The sequence below is a fragment of the Desulfurococcaceae archaeon genome, assembly GCA_038845865.1.
Lineage (GTDB): Archaea > Thermoproteota > Thermoprotei_A > Sulfolobales > Desulfurococcaceae > UBA285.
The window spans coordinates 14,443-27,708 of record JAWBQJ010000007.1; the positions used below are offsets into that span (position 1 = coordinate 14,443).

A 13,266-nucleotide genomic window follows, 5' to 3' on the forward strand; every position below is an offset into this window, starting at 1 on the left:
GGGGATCTACTAGGGGGTATTTATACCTACGACCCTTTATTTACAAACAGGGTATTGAGGTTTAAAACTCTCTACTTTCCGCGCCGTCTCCTAGCCTCTAAAAGACCAATTAGCACCTCTTTGGCGTAGTTTATAGCGTCCTGCGCCAGCTTACCGTAATCCTCCCGGTATCGAAGATGGCCCCTTATGATTACCTCCGCTGAAACCTCTACGGAGCTACTCTTCTTAGCTATGCCCAGTGCGATGTCAAAGTCCGTTTTAGGAGGTAAAACGCTTTTTAAGTACTCGCTGATGCCCCTTTCAAGCGTAATGAGCAATTCCTCGAGAGCGTCTTCAGGTAGGGATTTAAGTACATTCAGGTATGTTTCGTCCTTATAGCCCGCCTCTTTACGGTTCTTCGTCAGCATTTTAACGCACGGCGGTAATTCCATGTTTAGCTAGCGTTTCCCTTAACTTGCCTTCGAGCTCGTTTATCTGCTTCGTGAGGAAATCCAGCTGCTTCTTGTACTTATCCCGCTTAATTGTCAGTAGCTCCTTCCTCTCCTCGAGCTCCTTCATTATTTCAGTTTTCGACTTCCTTACCAGTATGTGACCGGTGGCTTTATACAGCTCGGCGTCGTCTCCCAGGCCCTTCAGCGTGTCCATGATATTATCTATCTCGCTCAACTCCGCTTCCACTACTCTGAGTTCGGCCTCTATCCTCGAGTAGTGCTCTCTCAGTGTCTGGTACTGTATTACTAGCTGCTGGACTTCCGGGGGAAGGGCTTTTTCACTCATTTTCAAATCCACCCGCTACTTCCAATAACATCAACACCACACCTATAAAGCTGTTATTTAGTGCCCTTAATTTACTTATGCTCGTGCACTCGAACTTTACGTACACGTAATCGTTCTCTAAGCGCGCTTCCCCGGAGCACCCTTCGGGCAGGCTCGCCAGCTCTGGTAGTAGCGCAGCATGCACCCCCTTAGCGAGAGCGCTAGATTTCACCGGGATCCTGTACTCGAGGAAGACCCTCACGACCCATCCCTCACGGCGCGAAGTACCCTAATGACGGGGCCTACGAGCCCTCCGTGGACGTTAACACACTTAAGTGTAATGTACTTGTTCTCCTCGAGGACTATCGTGACATCGGGTTTACCGCTCAATAACTTATTGAAGATCTTGATGAGAACGTCCGAGATGTAAAAGCAATCATCCGATACGCACCTAGAGGAATCCACGCCAACCTTGCTAATACCGTAGACTCTAGCCGCCTCGGGGCTTTCCCTGGAAAGCCTCACCCCCCCTATAACCAAGGTGATTATTTTAACTAGCTTCGGGTATGTCGAGGCCTCTTCGACTACCTCGTAGATGTTTATGGCCCCTGGGTTACCCCCGTGATCGGTGACGATTGCCACGTAGCTTAGCCCACGCCTCCTGGCCTCAATTGCCAGTTCCAAGAGCGTTTTATGACCCCTATTAGTCCTGTGAGAGCCGGGTAGTATTGAGGAGAGGTCTTTAATGAAAGACCTAGTTCTTGGGGAAGGCTTGTGCGACGTTGTTATGAGGATCAAAAAACCTACTCCCTAGTGATGATGCTGGGGAACGTTTTCGACAGCTCTGTTCTCGGTAAGTAGGCCCCTCCCGCCCACTTAGCTCCGCACTTTCTACACACCCATATACCTGTACTAAGCCTAACCACCCTGCCCCTATGAGAGCAGAAGGGGCAGGTGTGCGGCGCGTACCTTTTTATTAGCACCTCTTTTACCTTCTTACGTAGTGTTGCCCCGTACCTCGCACCGTACCTACCCGCTATTCCTACGATTTTCGTTCTACCCATGTCTAAGCACCCATCTCCGATAGTGGTTTAGTGAATTCTTGGGGGTTATTTAATATATTCCTCATAATGCCTATTAGCCACCTGCCCTTTTCGATCGCCACATCGACGGACTGCTCTAAAGTTGGCCTTGAAATACCCCTTTCACCGCGCTTTTGAGCCCCGCAGATCCTCCCATGTTCGTCCACGGCTATGGTTATCAGGGCATCAGCTACCGACTCCTCCTCCAGGGAGGGATCTACTAGGAGAACGTCGCCGATAATGGCAATGGTGACGGTCGCCACTAGGGTGGATATGGGTAATGCCCGTTCCCGAGTACTTCTGTCCACCCTATATCCCTGCTCGGTCTTCACTAAGCTGGGTATCTTCGCCACGGTCAGGGCGAGCATGGAGGCCATCATGCTGGCGTCAATCACGTTCCCTCCATGGTCAACCAGGTAGATGTCATTGTACACAATCCAGACGAGCCTCTCCGGCTCTATTACAAGCTCTTCGAGCTTCACGGCCTTGGGCTCTCTAAGGGAGCGGTCTACGATCCTGGCAACCTCTACGGCGTTCTCGTCGGGTGGGCCCGGCTCAAACGACGGGGAGGCTAGAGGCACGAACTCGGCGTGAACTTGGAGAACGCCCTCGTTCGGCCTGTCTTTGTAAGGCGTCCCGAGGTCGAGCTTTACTCCAACCAGGACCTGCGTCTTACCCAGCTTAACCAGTGAGCTTCCCTCCGTTTTTTCGAGGGGGTTTAAAATGACGGATATGGGCCTGAAGTCCAGTAGGCTACGGTTGTCCAGGCGTTCTCCGCGCTTAAGGAGCTTCATCATGTACTCCAAGTACATTCTCGGGAAGAGCTCTCGTTCGGGTGTAATGCTCACGGGTATTTCACCTCTTCAAAGACCTTCATGTACTTTCTATGGAGCGCCTCCTTGGCAACCTTGTAGATCTGTTCAGCCGCTTTGAACGCCATGTCGAGGGCGGTCCTTAGCTCTTCGGGCGTTAATACACCGTTCAGCTGGAATAGGGCAATTTCACCTAGATTAGGTGCTATACCGATTGGTAAGTCGGCTTCACCGTACTGGTCTTCGAGCTCGTTTATATCCAGTACGAGGACTCCATCTATTTTTCCAATGGCGACACCGACCACCAGGTCCTTCATCGGTATACCGGCATCCGCCAGGGCTATGGACGCTGCCGTTAAACCAGCCGTTCTAGTGCCTCCATCCGCTTGCAAGACCTCTATGAAGATGTCAATACCCGTCCTGGGGAACATGTACGTGAATATTACGGTTTCAAGGGCTTCGCGTATAACCTTCGATAGCTCTACTTCTCTCCGCGTAGGTGCGGGAGACTTCCGCTCCTCTGTTGAGAAGGGGGCCATGTGGTACCTCACTCTGAGGACTGCCCTATCCGGCATGCTTATATGTCGTGGTAGCGCCTCGCGCGGCCCGTAGACGGCGGCTATGACCTTGGTGCCCCCGTACTCCACCAGCGCGCTTCCATTAGCGTTTTTTAGGATTCCCACCGTTATTCTCACGGGTCTCAGCTCATCGGGTCTTCGGCCATCTATTCTAGTCCCGTCTTCTTTCAGCAATGCTGGTTTGATACTCATGGTTTTACACCGAGCTCGCTCTCTATCAATAACTTCACTTCTTCCGTTAACCCCCTTACGTGCGCTTTAACCTCTATTAACCTAACAGCCTTAATTAAGGCTTCAAGCGTCCGTTCGTCGGGACACCTAGCCCACACGTAACCGTTCATGCCTATTACGAGTTCGCACCTGGTCGTGCTAGCCAGCACGTTGTACATGCTGCCTTTCTTCCCTATTACGCGCGCCACTTTACTCGGCTTTACGTCTATGACGAAACCGTCCACTATCTTTCCAAGGCCTTTACCCTTAATGGTTAATAGGGGGTCACGTAACCTGTCGAACGCGGCGATCTTCGCTAACACGTAATCCCCGATGTCCAAGTAGTTCCTGAGGTTGTGAATTGCAGGGGTGAACCCCTCTATCACCTCGCCTGCCGGTAGTATGGCCTTGTAGGGTGCCCTGATGTCAACGATCCACTGTGATATCCCTACATCGGCAATGGTGCCCAGTACTATGTCGTCCTTGCGCGGTACGTACACCCCCTCCAGCGGTATTACGCTTATAGATCCCTCGTTAATGCTAACTACTCCCACGGTGTCGCTGTAAACCTTGTTGTTGAGTATGTACACGTGCCGGTCCGGTAAGTGTACCATTTCCTTTCCGGGAACGGTTTCTTCTTTATCTAGAATAGCTAAGCAGTCTCCAGGCCTGACTATCTGCTTATCGGCGACCAGCACCTTCACGGATTCTCACCCTAAACTAACGATCTTCACGTCGCCCGTGCCTTTAGTTAACGCGTTGACCCTGTCTATGAGCTCTTGCTGTAGCCCGGCCGGTATCTCCATTTCGAGCTCTAAGCTACCATCACCCAACCACTTGCTCTTCTTAATTACACCCATACTTTGCAGGACCCTCATGCCCTTGCCAGCGTATTCCGGAGGTATGCGTACAACTACGCACGCCTTGGCGACTTTAATCGGTATGACCTTCGAGATCTGGGATATTATCTCCTCGAACTGCTGCTCGGCGGGTTTGAAGGGGTCGATGGTCACTCGGGCCTGCTCTAAGGCCAGCTCTATCCTCTTAGCTGGAATGGGTAGCTTTGTTTTAGGGTCTATAACGTTTCTTGCAATGAGGTTAACCACTTGTGCCCTCTTCTCTTCGAGTAGCTTTCTGCGCTGTTCGGCAGTTAGCTGAATTTCACCGCGCTTTATGATCTCGACCGCGACGACCCTGGGATCGTCCGTTCCAAAGACCTCTTTCATGGATTCCGGGGATGCCTTAAGCCCTTTTCTGGCATCCTTATATATGAAGTCGCTAACTAGGACCTCATCTAAACCAACACTCTTGCCTGCTTTAAGTTCAAGGGCTTTATCGGGGTCTACCAAGATCTCGAACCGGTGTCCCCTGGCCTCATAGCGTGCAATGACGTGCTTTTCTTTCAAATTAAGTGCACCAAGACGTGGTCGGTGCGGCCAGTCCTACGAGTTTATATTGTCTAAGTCTTTATTTTACCTTCCCTTTCCAGCTCTTTAATGTATTCCCTAATCTCCTCAGGCATTAACACCCTAAACTGCTTGGTGTAGATATCGGTGTAACCCAGTTCAATGTAGTTTTCATACGGTTTATTCTCAATTATGCCTATGACGGCCTCTACGGCGAGTTTGATAGAGTCCTTGACGTCAAGGTCGTACTTGTAGTTCTTCTCCAGGAACTCGGATATGGTGTTGCTCTTTTCACCTATTGCAGTGGCGTAGTAACCTATGTACCTGCCACTAGGCTCCGTCATGTACACCTGCGAACCTCTCTCGTCTACTCCGGCGAATATTATGGATACCCCGAAAGGCCTCACACCCGCGTGCTGGGTATAGAGCTGCTTCACGTCGCAGACGAGCTTAGCGAGGTACTCCACCGGTATAGGCTCGTCGTAGTAGAACCTGTGCAGAAGTGCTCTTTGTATGGCGTAATCAAGCAGTATGCGCCCATCACCAGCCATACCGGCGTAGCTCGCACCGATGTGCTCGTCTATTTTAAATATTTTCTGAATAGACCTTTCATCCATTAACGGAGAAATCTTGCGCTTCTCTGCCGCGAGTATAGCGGTAGTGCGCGTTTTCAGTCCGAGAGTAGTCCACCCCCTTCTCACAGCTTCAAAGGCGTATTCCACCTGGTATATTCTACCATCCGGCGAGAATATCGTTATTGCCCTGTCATAGGCAGCCGCCATCGATAAGCCCATAATACCACCTATCTTTGCTAGTTATTGTAAATGTTTTTGAGAATTAAAAACACTAGTTCTAGTAACTCGACTTTACGAAATCCATAGATACCTCTTACCGAAGTCCCCGCCTCTCTGCAGCGTCCTCGCTAGATACGATCTCCTGAGCGCGGTCTTGGACAACCGTATCTTGCCAGCCTTGTGGAGCTTTATCAGGTCTCTTACTGCTTTATCGCGTATGTCCCCTTTCCTCGTGAATGGGTCGTAACCTAGGAGACGCTTCAGCTTCTCCCTGTTCTTCTTGAACCATTCCGTGAGGGTTTCAGGACGCTTAATAGCCTCCCGTATCCAGCTTGACGCCTCCACCACCAAGTATAAACTAGCATCTCTCTCAGTGATGGCTCAAAGAGGCTTAGGAAGGCTTCAGTGTATAACCTGTGATATAACTTGAAGCGGAAGAGCCAGCGAAATGTATAAGCCGGGCGTGAATGCTAGCAGAAACAGGGGTTTCCTGCTTCTCGCGATTAGAAACGATAGCAACATCGTCTTCCTTAGATGGGCTTTTACGAATTTATACGTAAACGCTAGCATTGCTACTGCTAACACCATGTACGCTACTGACTCGGCAAGCGGGTACGCTCTTGCGGCTGTGTTTACCTGTTTGATGTTTGAAAACAGCAACGGGTAATCGGAGTAGAGTGCTAGTACAATGATGCTGGTTGTCTCAACGTTCACATCCCCTTCGATTATGATTCTGCCGTCTACGACCCTGTAGTTTGTTCTTATTCCACCCGTCTCGGGATCTTGCGCGAGGGCAATTACTTCTAAGCACTTGTTCCTGATGTAAACGTAGTCTTTGACGACATCTGATCCAGCTACTTCGAGGGCGCGGTAGAGGTAGATGAAGAGCGCACACTTATACGTGTCGTACACGCCTGTAGCCTCGTATGCTTTATCCCTGAACCCGTATCCACTCCACATCTTTGTTAAATTCAAGAACAGGAGCTCGGCGTGTGGTCTAGAGCCCCAGAGTAGTCTATCCAGGGCACGGTACACAACCAAGTCAGCGTACTTGTACCAGTCCTCGATGACCCTGTCTCCAGGCTTCTCGTAGAGTATTCTGAAGCCGTTCACTTCTCCAATGTAATCGTACTTCACTGTATAGAACACGTCTGGTATGTCCACGCCGAAGAGTATCTCTATTCTACCGTTGAAGCCTCCACCATACTCGTTGTTCAGCTTCGTGAGTATCTTGCTGGATAGATCCCCGTCTCCTAGGACAGCGAGGGCTCTCGCGGCGAGAACGTTATCGTTCGCTACATAGATTGTCGTGTTGTCTGGATACGCCCCCACAGCTGCTCTCAGCAATCCGGCCTCTTCGACATACTGAGATCTCAAGAAATACAAGGCACGCTGGGCATCGATAACACTGTAAGCGTTGTAAAAACTGTGAGCGTGAGCACTAGCAAAGAGGGTAACAAGCACAAGCACTGAGATCGTTAAAGCCTTCATTCGCTCATCCAGATAAATGAATGAAATAACTTGATCATTCTTAGCGTGTATTTTATGAGAATCAATGGAATAGCTATCGAGATGAATACTATGAACAATGGCATTATTGAGTTCACCGTTTTATGCACTGTTTCATATGGATTGGCGAGGACTGCGACGTAGACTGTTCCAGAGGAGTCGTACAGGTTGATCGAGCGGGCTGTACGGGAGTCAAAGCTGGCTAAATACATCGCCGATAACCTACAGCGAAACCAAGAGTGCGGGGGGTGGGATTCGAACCCACGCAGGCCTACGCCATCGGGTCCTGAGCCCGACCCCTTTGACCAAGCTCGGGCACCCCCGCACCATTAAGTGTTTACACCTCACACTTACTTTTAACTCTTGCCGGAGAGTAGTTACTGGGTGGTACCTACGTACAGGTCTATTAGCCCGGGTGAATACCGCGTTTTGCACCCTAGGCCCGTATACCTCATAGTTTCGAAGAGCCGCGAGGGCGAGCTTAACGTCATGGCAGCTTCATGGGCAACACCAATATCGGCTGAACCGTTCCTAGTGGCTGTTTCAGTGTGGAAAGGTAGTCTCACTTACCAGAATATTAGCGAAACGAAGGAGTTCACGATGAATATTCCCGGCGAAAAGCACGTTAACCTCGTGTACAAGGCCGGCACGGTTAGCGGTAAAGAGGTGGATAAGGTGCGCTTGCTCGGTCTACGCACCGTAAACTCTACACGAATTGGAACCCCCGGCCTAGAGGACATGCTTGGGTTTCTCGAGTGCAGGGTAATCAACGAGGTTGATGCGGGAGAGTCGGTACTATTCATAGCCGAGGTCGTAGCTGTGCAGGTGGTCGAAGGCCTTTACACCAAATACGGCTGGGATTTAGCAAAAGCAAAGATCCTACTACACCACGGCGGTAGGGGGTTTACGGTTCCAGGGAGGCTCATCCTGGCCGAAAAATAGCCTTACATCGTTTAACGCTTTAAACCCTCTCAAAAGCTTAGTAATCGTGTGAGATAATGGTGCGCGTAAAGACAAAGCTGGTTACCTGGGAGGAGATAGTAGACTGGACCATGCACTTGGCTGACATCATTCGTAGAGATAATTACAGGCCGGACCTGATGATAGCGGTTTCGCGAGGGGGGTTTGTGCCCGCAAGGCTTCTATGCGACTTCCTGGGCGTGGAGAACTTACTGAGCGTGCAAAGCCAACACTGGACAGAGGCCGCGAAAATGGCGGAAAAGGCCATACTCAAATTTCCATTCCACATCGATGCCAGCAATCTCAGGGTACTAGTAGTAGACGATATCGTAGATACTGGTGATACCCTTAAACTTGCAAGAGACTACATCGAGAAGGAGTGGGGCCCCCTCGAAGTCAAAACTGCCGCACTTCAGTGGATTAGTCCAGTTGCCAAGTTTAAACCCGACTACTACTACATCGAGGTAAAGGAGTGGGTGTGGTTCCAGTACCCGTGGACGAGACTCGAAGACACCTACCAGTTCATAAAGAGAATGTTAACGGAAATGTTCAGGGAAGCGAACAAGCGGGAGTGGAGTTACGAGGAGGTTGTTAAAGGCTTCAAGGAATGGTACGGTATAGACGTGGGGGACGCGTACTATAAGCGCGCACTCGAGGTCTTAACGGAACAGAACATAGTCGTGTATGACAATCAGAGAAGAGTTTACAAGCTCAAGGTGCCGTAGTTGCTCGTCGTCCCGCCAGTTAAAGCCGAGATAGGCATAATTGGCGGTAGCGGGCTGTACGAATTACCCGGTATAGAGAAGGTGCAAGAGTTTAAAGTATACACGCCTTACGGCATGCCTAGCGATAATGTAATAGTAGGCGAGCTGAAAGGCCGTAAGGTCGCGTTCCTGGCGAGGCATGGTAGAGGGCATCGAATACCCCCTCACAGAGTGAACTACAGGGCAAATATATGGGCATTAAAGGCCCTGGGAGTCAAGTGGGTCATTTCCGTTTCCGCCGTAGGAAGCCTTAGAGAGGACTACGCTCCAGGAGACTTCGTGGTACCCGACCAGTTCATAGATATGACTAAAGGCATCAGGCCTCACACCTTCTTCGAGGGGGGAATAGTAGCGCACGTCAGCATGGCAGACCCGTTCTGCGATCACCTTAGAAGAACTATCATAGCGGTGGCGAGGGGACTTCCCGAGATCAGGCTACACGAGAAGGGCACATACCTCTGCATAGAGGGGCCCAGGTTCAGTACCCGGGCTGAAAGCAGGGTTTGGAAAGACGTGTTCAAAGCAGACATCATCGGAATGACGCTCGTGCCTGAAATAAACTTAGCGTGCGAAGCACAGCTCTGCTACGCGACGATAGCCATGATTACGGACTACGATGTTTGGGCGGAGAAGCCGGTTACAGCCGAAGAGGTTATTAAGACGATGAACGAGAACGTGTCCAAGGTCAAGAGGCTCCTACCCCACATAATTGAGCGATTACCGAGTGAGCCGGATGAAAAGCAATGCAGCTGTTGCAAAAGCTTAGAGACAGCGCTGGTTTAGAACTGATTACCAAGGAAGTAGACGAGGTGGAGGCGAAAGCCAGAGAGCTCTCACATAAGATAATCGATTTTTTAATGCAATCTCGTGGAGCCATTACCCTATACTCCTATAGCGGCTACGGGTACGTGCCAGCCAGCTTAATGTACTGGTACTCGCTAACGTTTCAGAGCGCAAAGCACCCCATAATAGCGGAGGTCGAGGACACGTCTACGTACCTCACGCCTTATAGGGATGACCTCTCACTAATCGCGTTCACTACTGGTGAGTACCCTAAGCTAATAACTGCCCTGCAAGCGGCGAGGGCCCTGGAAATAGACTACCTGGCAATCGCGCCGGAACCTTCTGCGGAAAATCTAAAGCCCCTGGTAAAGCATTACGGAGTGGTCACCCTACCCTACCAGGATAAAGTAAAGGTCACTCTCGCAATGGTGATGGCGGCCTTCTTCGCGCTGTCCGAGCTATACAAGGGTTCCCTATCTTCACGGGGACGTAGGTTGGCAGGCCACGGGTTGGAGGGGTTCGCGATCACGTTGCGCTCATTCATAGAAAAGTACACGCCTACCATAGAGAACGTCGTGAGGCACCCCCATATCACTGTCACCTCGAGCAAGTTCCTTGAAGCTCCCGCAGTGCTGCTTGCATACGCGTTGAGGTGTACCGGTGCCTCGGCTACATACACCCTCATTGAAGAGGCACTACAGTTAACCGATATGCCAACCCTAGCAGTATTCTTGACAACGGAGGAACGCTTGAGAAAGGAGTTTAAGGCGTCGAGAAAAGGCCCCCTGGTGGAACTCGTACTGAATGTAGACCCGCTCGAGGCGGGCGTCTACATCTCGCTACTCTCATACGTTTTAGCGAGAGTGGCTAGAGCGTCAAGTGAATAAAAATATAAGCCCTTTACAACTAGACCTCGCAAGGTGGCGTGAGTGCCAGTCTTGGGCAAGCTCATCGGGCTACTACTAGCCCTTCAACTAGTAGCAGTAGCGCTTATATCATACACCAGCTCAATGGAATTCACCGTGACAGGAGTATCCATATACGCCGTTTGCGCCGTCTTGCTGGCAAGGTATATCGACAGTTACACCGAGTGGAGAGACGCCGCGGGCGTCTACGCGCTGATCTTGCTATGCACGGGGGTGGGGGCTATGGTAGGCGCGCTGGTTTCACGTACACTGTACTCCACGCTGGTGGCGTTAAGCATGGTACTGATCGTGACCGCGTACGCGATCGCGCTGATAAAGGTGGTATCTCGGTGAAGATAGCCGTAGTCGAGTATAGGAAGAACCCCCCAGTAACCGCTCAGGAGCTAATCGATGCCGTTAAGAGAAGCGGCCACGTGCCAGTTTACTTAAGAGCACACATGCTAGATGCCAGGATAACTGGTAAGGGCGTTGAAATATACTATGGAAGCGAAATAGTTAACGTAGACGCCGCCCTACTGAGGAACATCGGGCTATTCCTAAACTTAGATACATTCATCAAGAGGTTGGGCGTTCTAGAGGCTTTAGCTAACGAAGTGCCCGTGGTGAACAACCCCACGGCCACGCTAATTGCGAGAGATAAGTGGAGGTGTCTTTTAAGACTTTACCTAAACGACTTACCGGTACCCGAAACACTGGTAACCGAGAATCCGTTCTCCGCCATGAGGTTTACAATGGAGAAGAAGGTCGTGGTCTATAAGCCCCTGATGGGTAGCCTGGGACTCGGAAGTACGTTAATTAGCGATCCAGACCTTTCATTCCATGTCACGCGGAGTCTAAAAAACCTGGGTTTACCGAGCTACTACCAGGTTTACCTCGAGAAACCAGGTTACGACTATAGGGTCTTCGTCGTTGGAAACACCGTTATAGGCGCCATGAAGAGGGTTAGCAGTAGCTGGAAAACCAACATAGCCCAAGGCGCCACGGGTATTCCGGTCTCCGAGAAGGAGGAGCCCGAGCCCTTTAACCTAGCACTAAAGGCCACGAAGACCCTCGGACTGGACTACGCGGGGGTGGACATAGCATTCGACACCAAGACGTCGAAATACTACATTTTAGAGGTAAATGCCTTTCCCCACTGGGAGGGGTTAAGGAGAGCCACCGGGGTAAGCCCTCCAGACATAATTGTCAATTACCTGATAAGTAAGGTGAAGCGCTGAAACCGGAACCTAAAATATTAATCCCTTTAATTACCGTTAACACCGGTGATGATTAGTAAACCAGCGGATAGGTGACGAGGAGCTCTCAGGCTGATGATGGAGCCCCTAACCGAGGCACCTGGATGGGAGCGTGAAACCGTTTGACCACGAAGAAATCGTGAGCGAGGGGTTAACGAAGCTACTAATCCCTCGAATGGACTTGTACAGGAGGCCGGACGGTAGCGTGGAACCGGCGTGGATGCCCGTTTTCTACAACCCGGAGGCGGTTATTAGTAGAGATTTAACCGTTCTTTTTTTGAAAGCCATTATGGGAAAGAGCAACTTCTTTTTCGTCGACCTGCTATCGGGTACCGGTATAAGGGGACTACGCATTGCCGTGGAGGTTGGAGGATATGGGATACTCAACGACGTCGATCCTCGGGCTTACCACTACATCAGAAGGAACATCGCACTGAACAATCTCGAGGACAGGGTAGAGGCGTACAACAACGAAGCTAACGCCCTCCTAAACACCCTCGTATTTACGGGCATCTTTGTAGATTACATTGACGTGGACCCCTACGGCTCGCCCGTCCCCTTCCTAGACTCTATCTTTAAGCCTATCGGTAAAGAAGCGTACATTGGTGTAACAGCTACGGATGTGGCACCTCTAGCATGTACTCACCCGCGTAAAGCGCTGACTAGGTACTGGAACTACTGCGTGAAAGTCGATTTTGAAAAGGAGTACGCGGTGAGGCTTTTAATAGCGAACACCGCTATGAGGGCATCAGCGCTAGAAGTGGAGCTCGAGCCCCTTCTAGCACTGGCTCATAGGCACTTCATTAGGGTGTTCTTTAAAGCTCGTAGAGGGGTCTCCAAGGCATACAGCACTATTAGTAAGTGCACTGGTTACATCTGGTACTGTCAAAACACCCTTGAACGGGGATTTGTCAAGACACCCGAGGAAGCCCGCGAACTAGCGTGCGCGGATGGCTCAAAGCCCATTACTCTCGGAAAAACGTGGATCTGCGAAATCGGTGATGAAGGTACGGCTCAACGTATGCTTCAAGCCGCCTCTAGCATGCAATGGCTAAGGCCAGGCACAGTGAACCTGCTAGAGGTGATTAAGGAGGAAATACCCATTAAAATGCCCTACTTCAGGCTTGACAGGCTGTGTTCACTGCTCAAAACAAACATGCCAAGCATCAACACCTTAATAAGCGAATTAAAAGCCAGGGGGATAAGTAGCTCGAGAACGCACATGGATCCCAGGGGCGTGAAGGTGCACGCCAAGTACGAAGAACTCGTTGACACTGTTTTACAGTTAACAAAGTATTTAGGTTATGGAAGATAAGTAACAAGGGGGTGTAACTAGGTTGCCCTTAAGCGAACTCAGGGAGAGTATCCTCCGTGCCATTAGGAAAAACCTCTCCGAAACGGGCGAGGGAGTAACGCTTATTGTTCGCGTAGAGACCGGTTCTAATGAAAGC

Annotated in this window: 20 protein-coding genes and 1 tRNA gene; 7 read left to right on the top strand and 14 right to left on the bottom strand. The window is 50.6% G+C overall.

The window, feature by feature from the left end:
• Positions 1-71 precede the first annotated feature (71 nt).
• From QXU03_07570 to QXU03_07635, 14 genes are all read right to left on the bottom strand, one after another.
• Positions 72-407: a hypothetical protein gene (locus QXU03_07570; GenBank protein ID MEM2171586.1), complete on the bottom strand. Its 336-nt coding sequence runs from the start codon at positions 405-407 to the stop codon at positions 72-74.
• Between the two features lies 1 nt (position 408).
• Entirely contained in the window at positions 409-777 is a 369-nt protein-coding gene (locus QXU03_07575; GenBank protein ID MEM2171587.1) for a prefoldin subunit beta, read from the bottom strand.
• Positions 770-1,018 carry a CTAG/PCC1 family protein gene (locus tag QXU03_07580; GenBank protein ID MEM2171588.1) on the bottom strand — a complete coding sequence of 83 codons (249 nt, stop codon included), beginning with the start codon at positions 1,016-1,018 and terminating at the stop codon, positions 770-772. The genes QXU03_07575 and QXU03_07580 overlap by 8 nt, the downstream gene beginning before the upstream one ends.
• Complete coding sequence (locus QXU03_07585) at positions 1,015-1,554, bottom strand: ribosomal biogenesis protein (GenBank protein MEM2171589.1); 540 nt, start codon at positions 1,552-1,554, stop codon at positions 1,015-1,017. Before QXU03_07585 ends, QXU03_07580 begins: the two co-directional genes overlap by 4 nt.
• A 5-nt stretch (positions 1,555-1,559) precedes the next feature.
• Positions 1,560-1,820 carry a 50S ribosomal protein L37ae gene (locus tag QXU03_07590; protein MEM2171590.1) on the bottom strand — a complete coding sequence of 87 codons (261 nt, stop codon included), beginning with the start codon at positions 1,818-1,820 and terminating at the stop codon, positions 1,560-1,562.
• Positions 1,821-1,822: 2 nt separating this feature from the next.
• Positions 1,823-2,686, bottom strand: a complete 864-nt coding sequence (gene rrp42 / locus QXU03_07595) for an exosome complex protein Rrp42 (GenBank protein MEM2171591.1) — start codon at positions 2,684-2,686, stop codon at positions 1,823-1,825.
• Positions 2,683-3,420, bottom strand: a complete 738-nt coding sequence (gene rrp41, locus QXU03_07600) for an exosome complex exonuclease Rrp41 (protein ID MEM2171592.1) — start codon at positions 3,418-3,420, stop codon at positions 2,683-2,685. The genes rrp42 and rrp41 overlap by 4 nt, the downstream gene beginning before the upstream one ends.
• Positions 3,417-4,142: an exosome complex RNA-binding protein Rrp4 gene (rrp4, locus tag QXU03_07605; GenBank protein MEM2171593.1), complete on the bottom strand. Its 726-nt coding sequence runs from the start codon at positions 4,140-4,142 to the stop codon at positions 3,417-3,419. The genes rrp41 and rrp4 overlap by 4 nt, the downstream gene beginning before the upstream one ends.
• A 6-nt stretch (positions 4,143-4,148) precedes the next feature.
• Positions 4,149-4,844 carry a ribosome assembly factor SBDS gene (locus QXU03_07610; protein ID MEM2171594.1) on the bottom strand — a complete coding sequence of 232 codons (696 nt, stop codon included), beginning with the start codon at positions 4,842-4,844 and terminating at the stop codon, positions 4,149-4,151.
• A gap of 53 nt (positions 4,845-4,897) precedes the next feature.
• Positions 4,898-5,638, bottom strand: a complete 741-nt coding sequence (gene psmA, locus QXU03_07615) for an archaeal proteasome endopeptidase complex subunit alpha (protein ID MEM2171595.1) — start codon at positions 5,636-5,638, stop codon at positions 4,898-4,900.
• 72 nt (positions 5,639-5,710) lie between these two features.
• The gene (locus QXU03_07620; protein ID MEM2171596.1) at positions 5,711-5,989 is read right to left on the bottom strand and encodes a hypothetical protein; all 279 of its coding nucleotides are present in this window, start codon (positions 5,987-5,989) and stop codon (positions 5,711-5,713) included.
• A gap of 51 nt (positions 5,990-6,040) precedes the next feature.
• The gene (locus tag QXU03_07625) at positions 6,041-7,102 is read right to left on the bottom strand and encodes a hypothetical protein (GenBank protein MEM2171597.1); all 1,062 of its coding nucleotides are present in this window, start codon (positions 7,100-7,102) and stop codon (positions 6,041-6,043) included.
• Positions 7,103-7,125: 23 nt separating this feature from the next.
• Positions 7,126-7,359 carry a hypothetical protein gene (locus tag QXU03_07630; protein ID MEM2171598.1) on the bottom strand — a complete coding sequence of 78 codons (234 nt, stop codon included), beginning with the start codon at positions 7,357-7,359 and terminating at the stop codon, positions 7,126-7,128.
• 28 nt (positions 7,360-7,387) lie between these two features.
• Positions 7,388-7,472 (bottom strand) — tRNA-Leu (locus tag QXU03_07635).
• Positions 7,473-7,510: 38 nt separating this feature from the next.
• Between QXU03_07635 and QXU03_07640 the strand changes: the two genes are divergently transcribed.
• The 7 genes from QXU03_07640 to QXU03_07670 all read left to right on the top strand — a co-directional run bounded on the left by QXU03_07640 (position 7,511) and on the right by QXU03_07670 (position 13,130).
• Positions 7,511-8,089: a flavin reductase family protein gene (locus tag QXU03_07640; GenBank protein ID MEM2171599.1), complete on the top strand. Its 579-nt coding sequence runs from the start codon at positions 7,511-7,513 to the stop codon at positions 8,087-8,089.
• Between the two features lie 56 nt (positions 8,090-8,145).
• On the top strand, positions 8,146-8,832 hold the full coding sequence (locus QXU03_07645; protein ID MEM2171600.1) for a phosphoribosyltransferase: 687 nt from the start codon (positions 8,146-8,148) through the stop codon (positions 8,830-8,832).
• On the top strand, positions 8,833-9,654 hold the full coding sequence (locus QXU03_07650) for an S-methyl-5'-thioadenosine phosphorylase (protein MEM2171601.1): 822 nt from the start codon (positions 8,833-8,835) through the stop codon (positions 9,652-9,654).
• Positions 9,615-10,541, top strand: coding sequence for a hypothetical protein (locus tag QXU03_07655; GenBank protein ID MEM2171602.1), 927 nt, complete (start codon positions 9,615-9,617; stop codon positions 10,539-10,541). Before QXU03_07650 ends, QXU03_07655 begins: the two co-directional genes overlap by 40 nt.
• Before the next feature lie 42 nt (positions 10,542-10,583).
• On the top strand, positions 10,584-10,913 hold the full coding sequence (locus QXU03_07660) for a hypothetical protein (protein MEM2171603.1): 330 nt from the start codon (positions 10,584-10,586) through the stop codon (positions 10,911-10,913).
• Positions 10,910-11,797 (top strand): RimK family alpha-L-glutamate ligase, encoded by an 888-nt coding sequence (locus tag QXU03_07665; protein MEM2171604.1) that lies wholly within the window; start codon positions 10,910-10,912, stop codon positions 11,795-11,797. The genes QXU03_07660 and QXU03_07665 overlap by 4 nt, the downstream gene beginning before the upstream one ends.
• Before the next feature lie 130 nt (positions 11,798-11,927).
• On the top strand, positions 11,928-13,130 hold the full coding sequence (locus tag QXU03_07670; GenBank protein ID MEM2171605.1) for a tRNA (guanine(26)-N(2))-dimethyltransferase: 1,203 nt from the start codon (positions 11,928-11,930) through the stop codon (positions 13,128-13,130).
• Positions 13,131-13,266 lie beyond the last annotated feature (136 nt).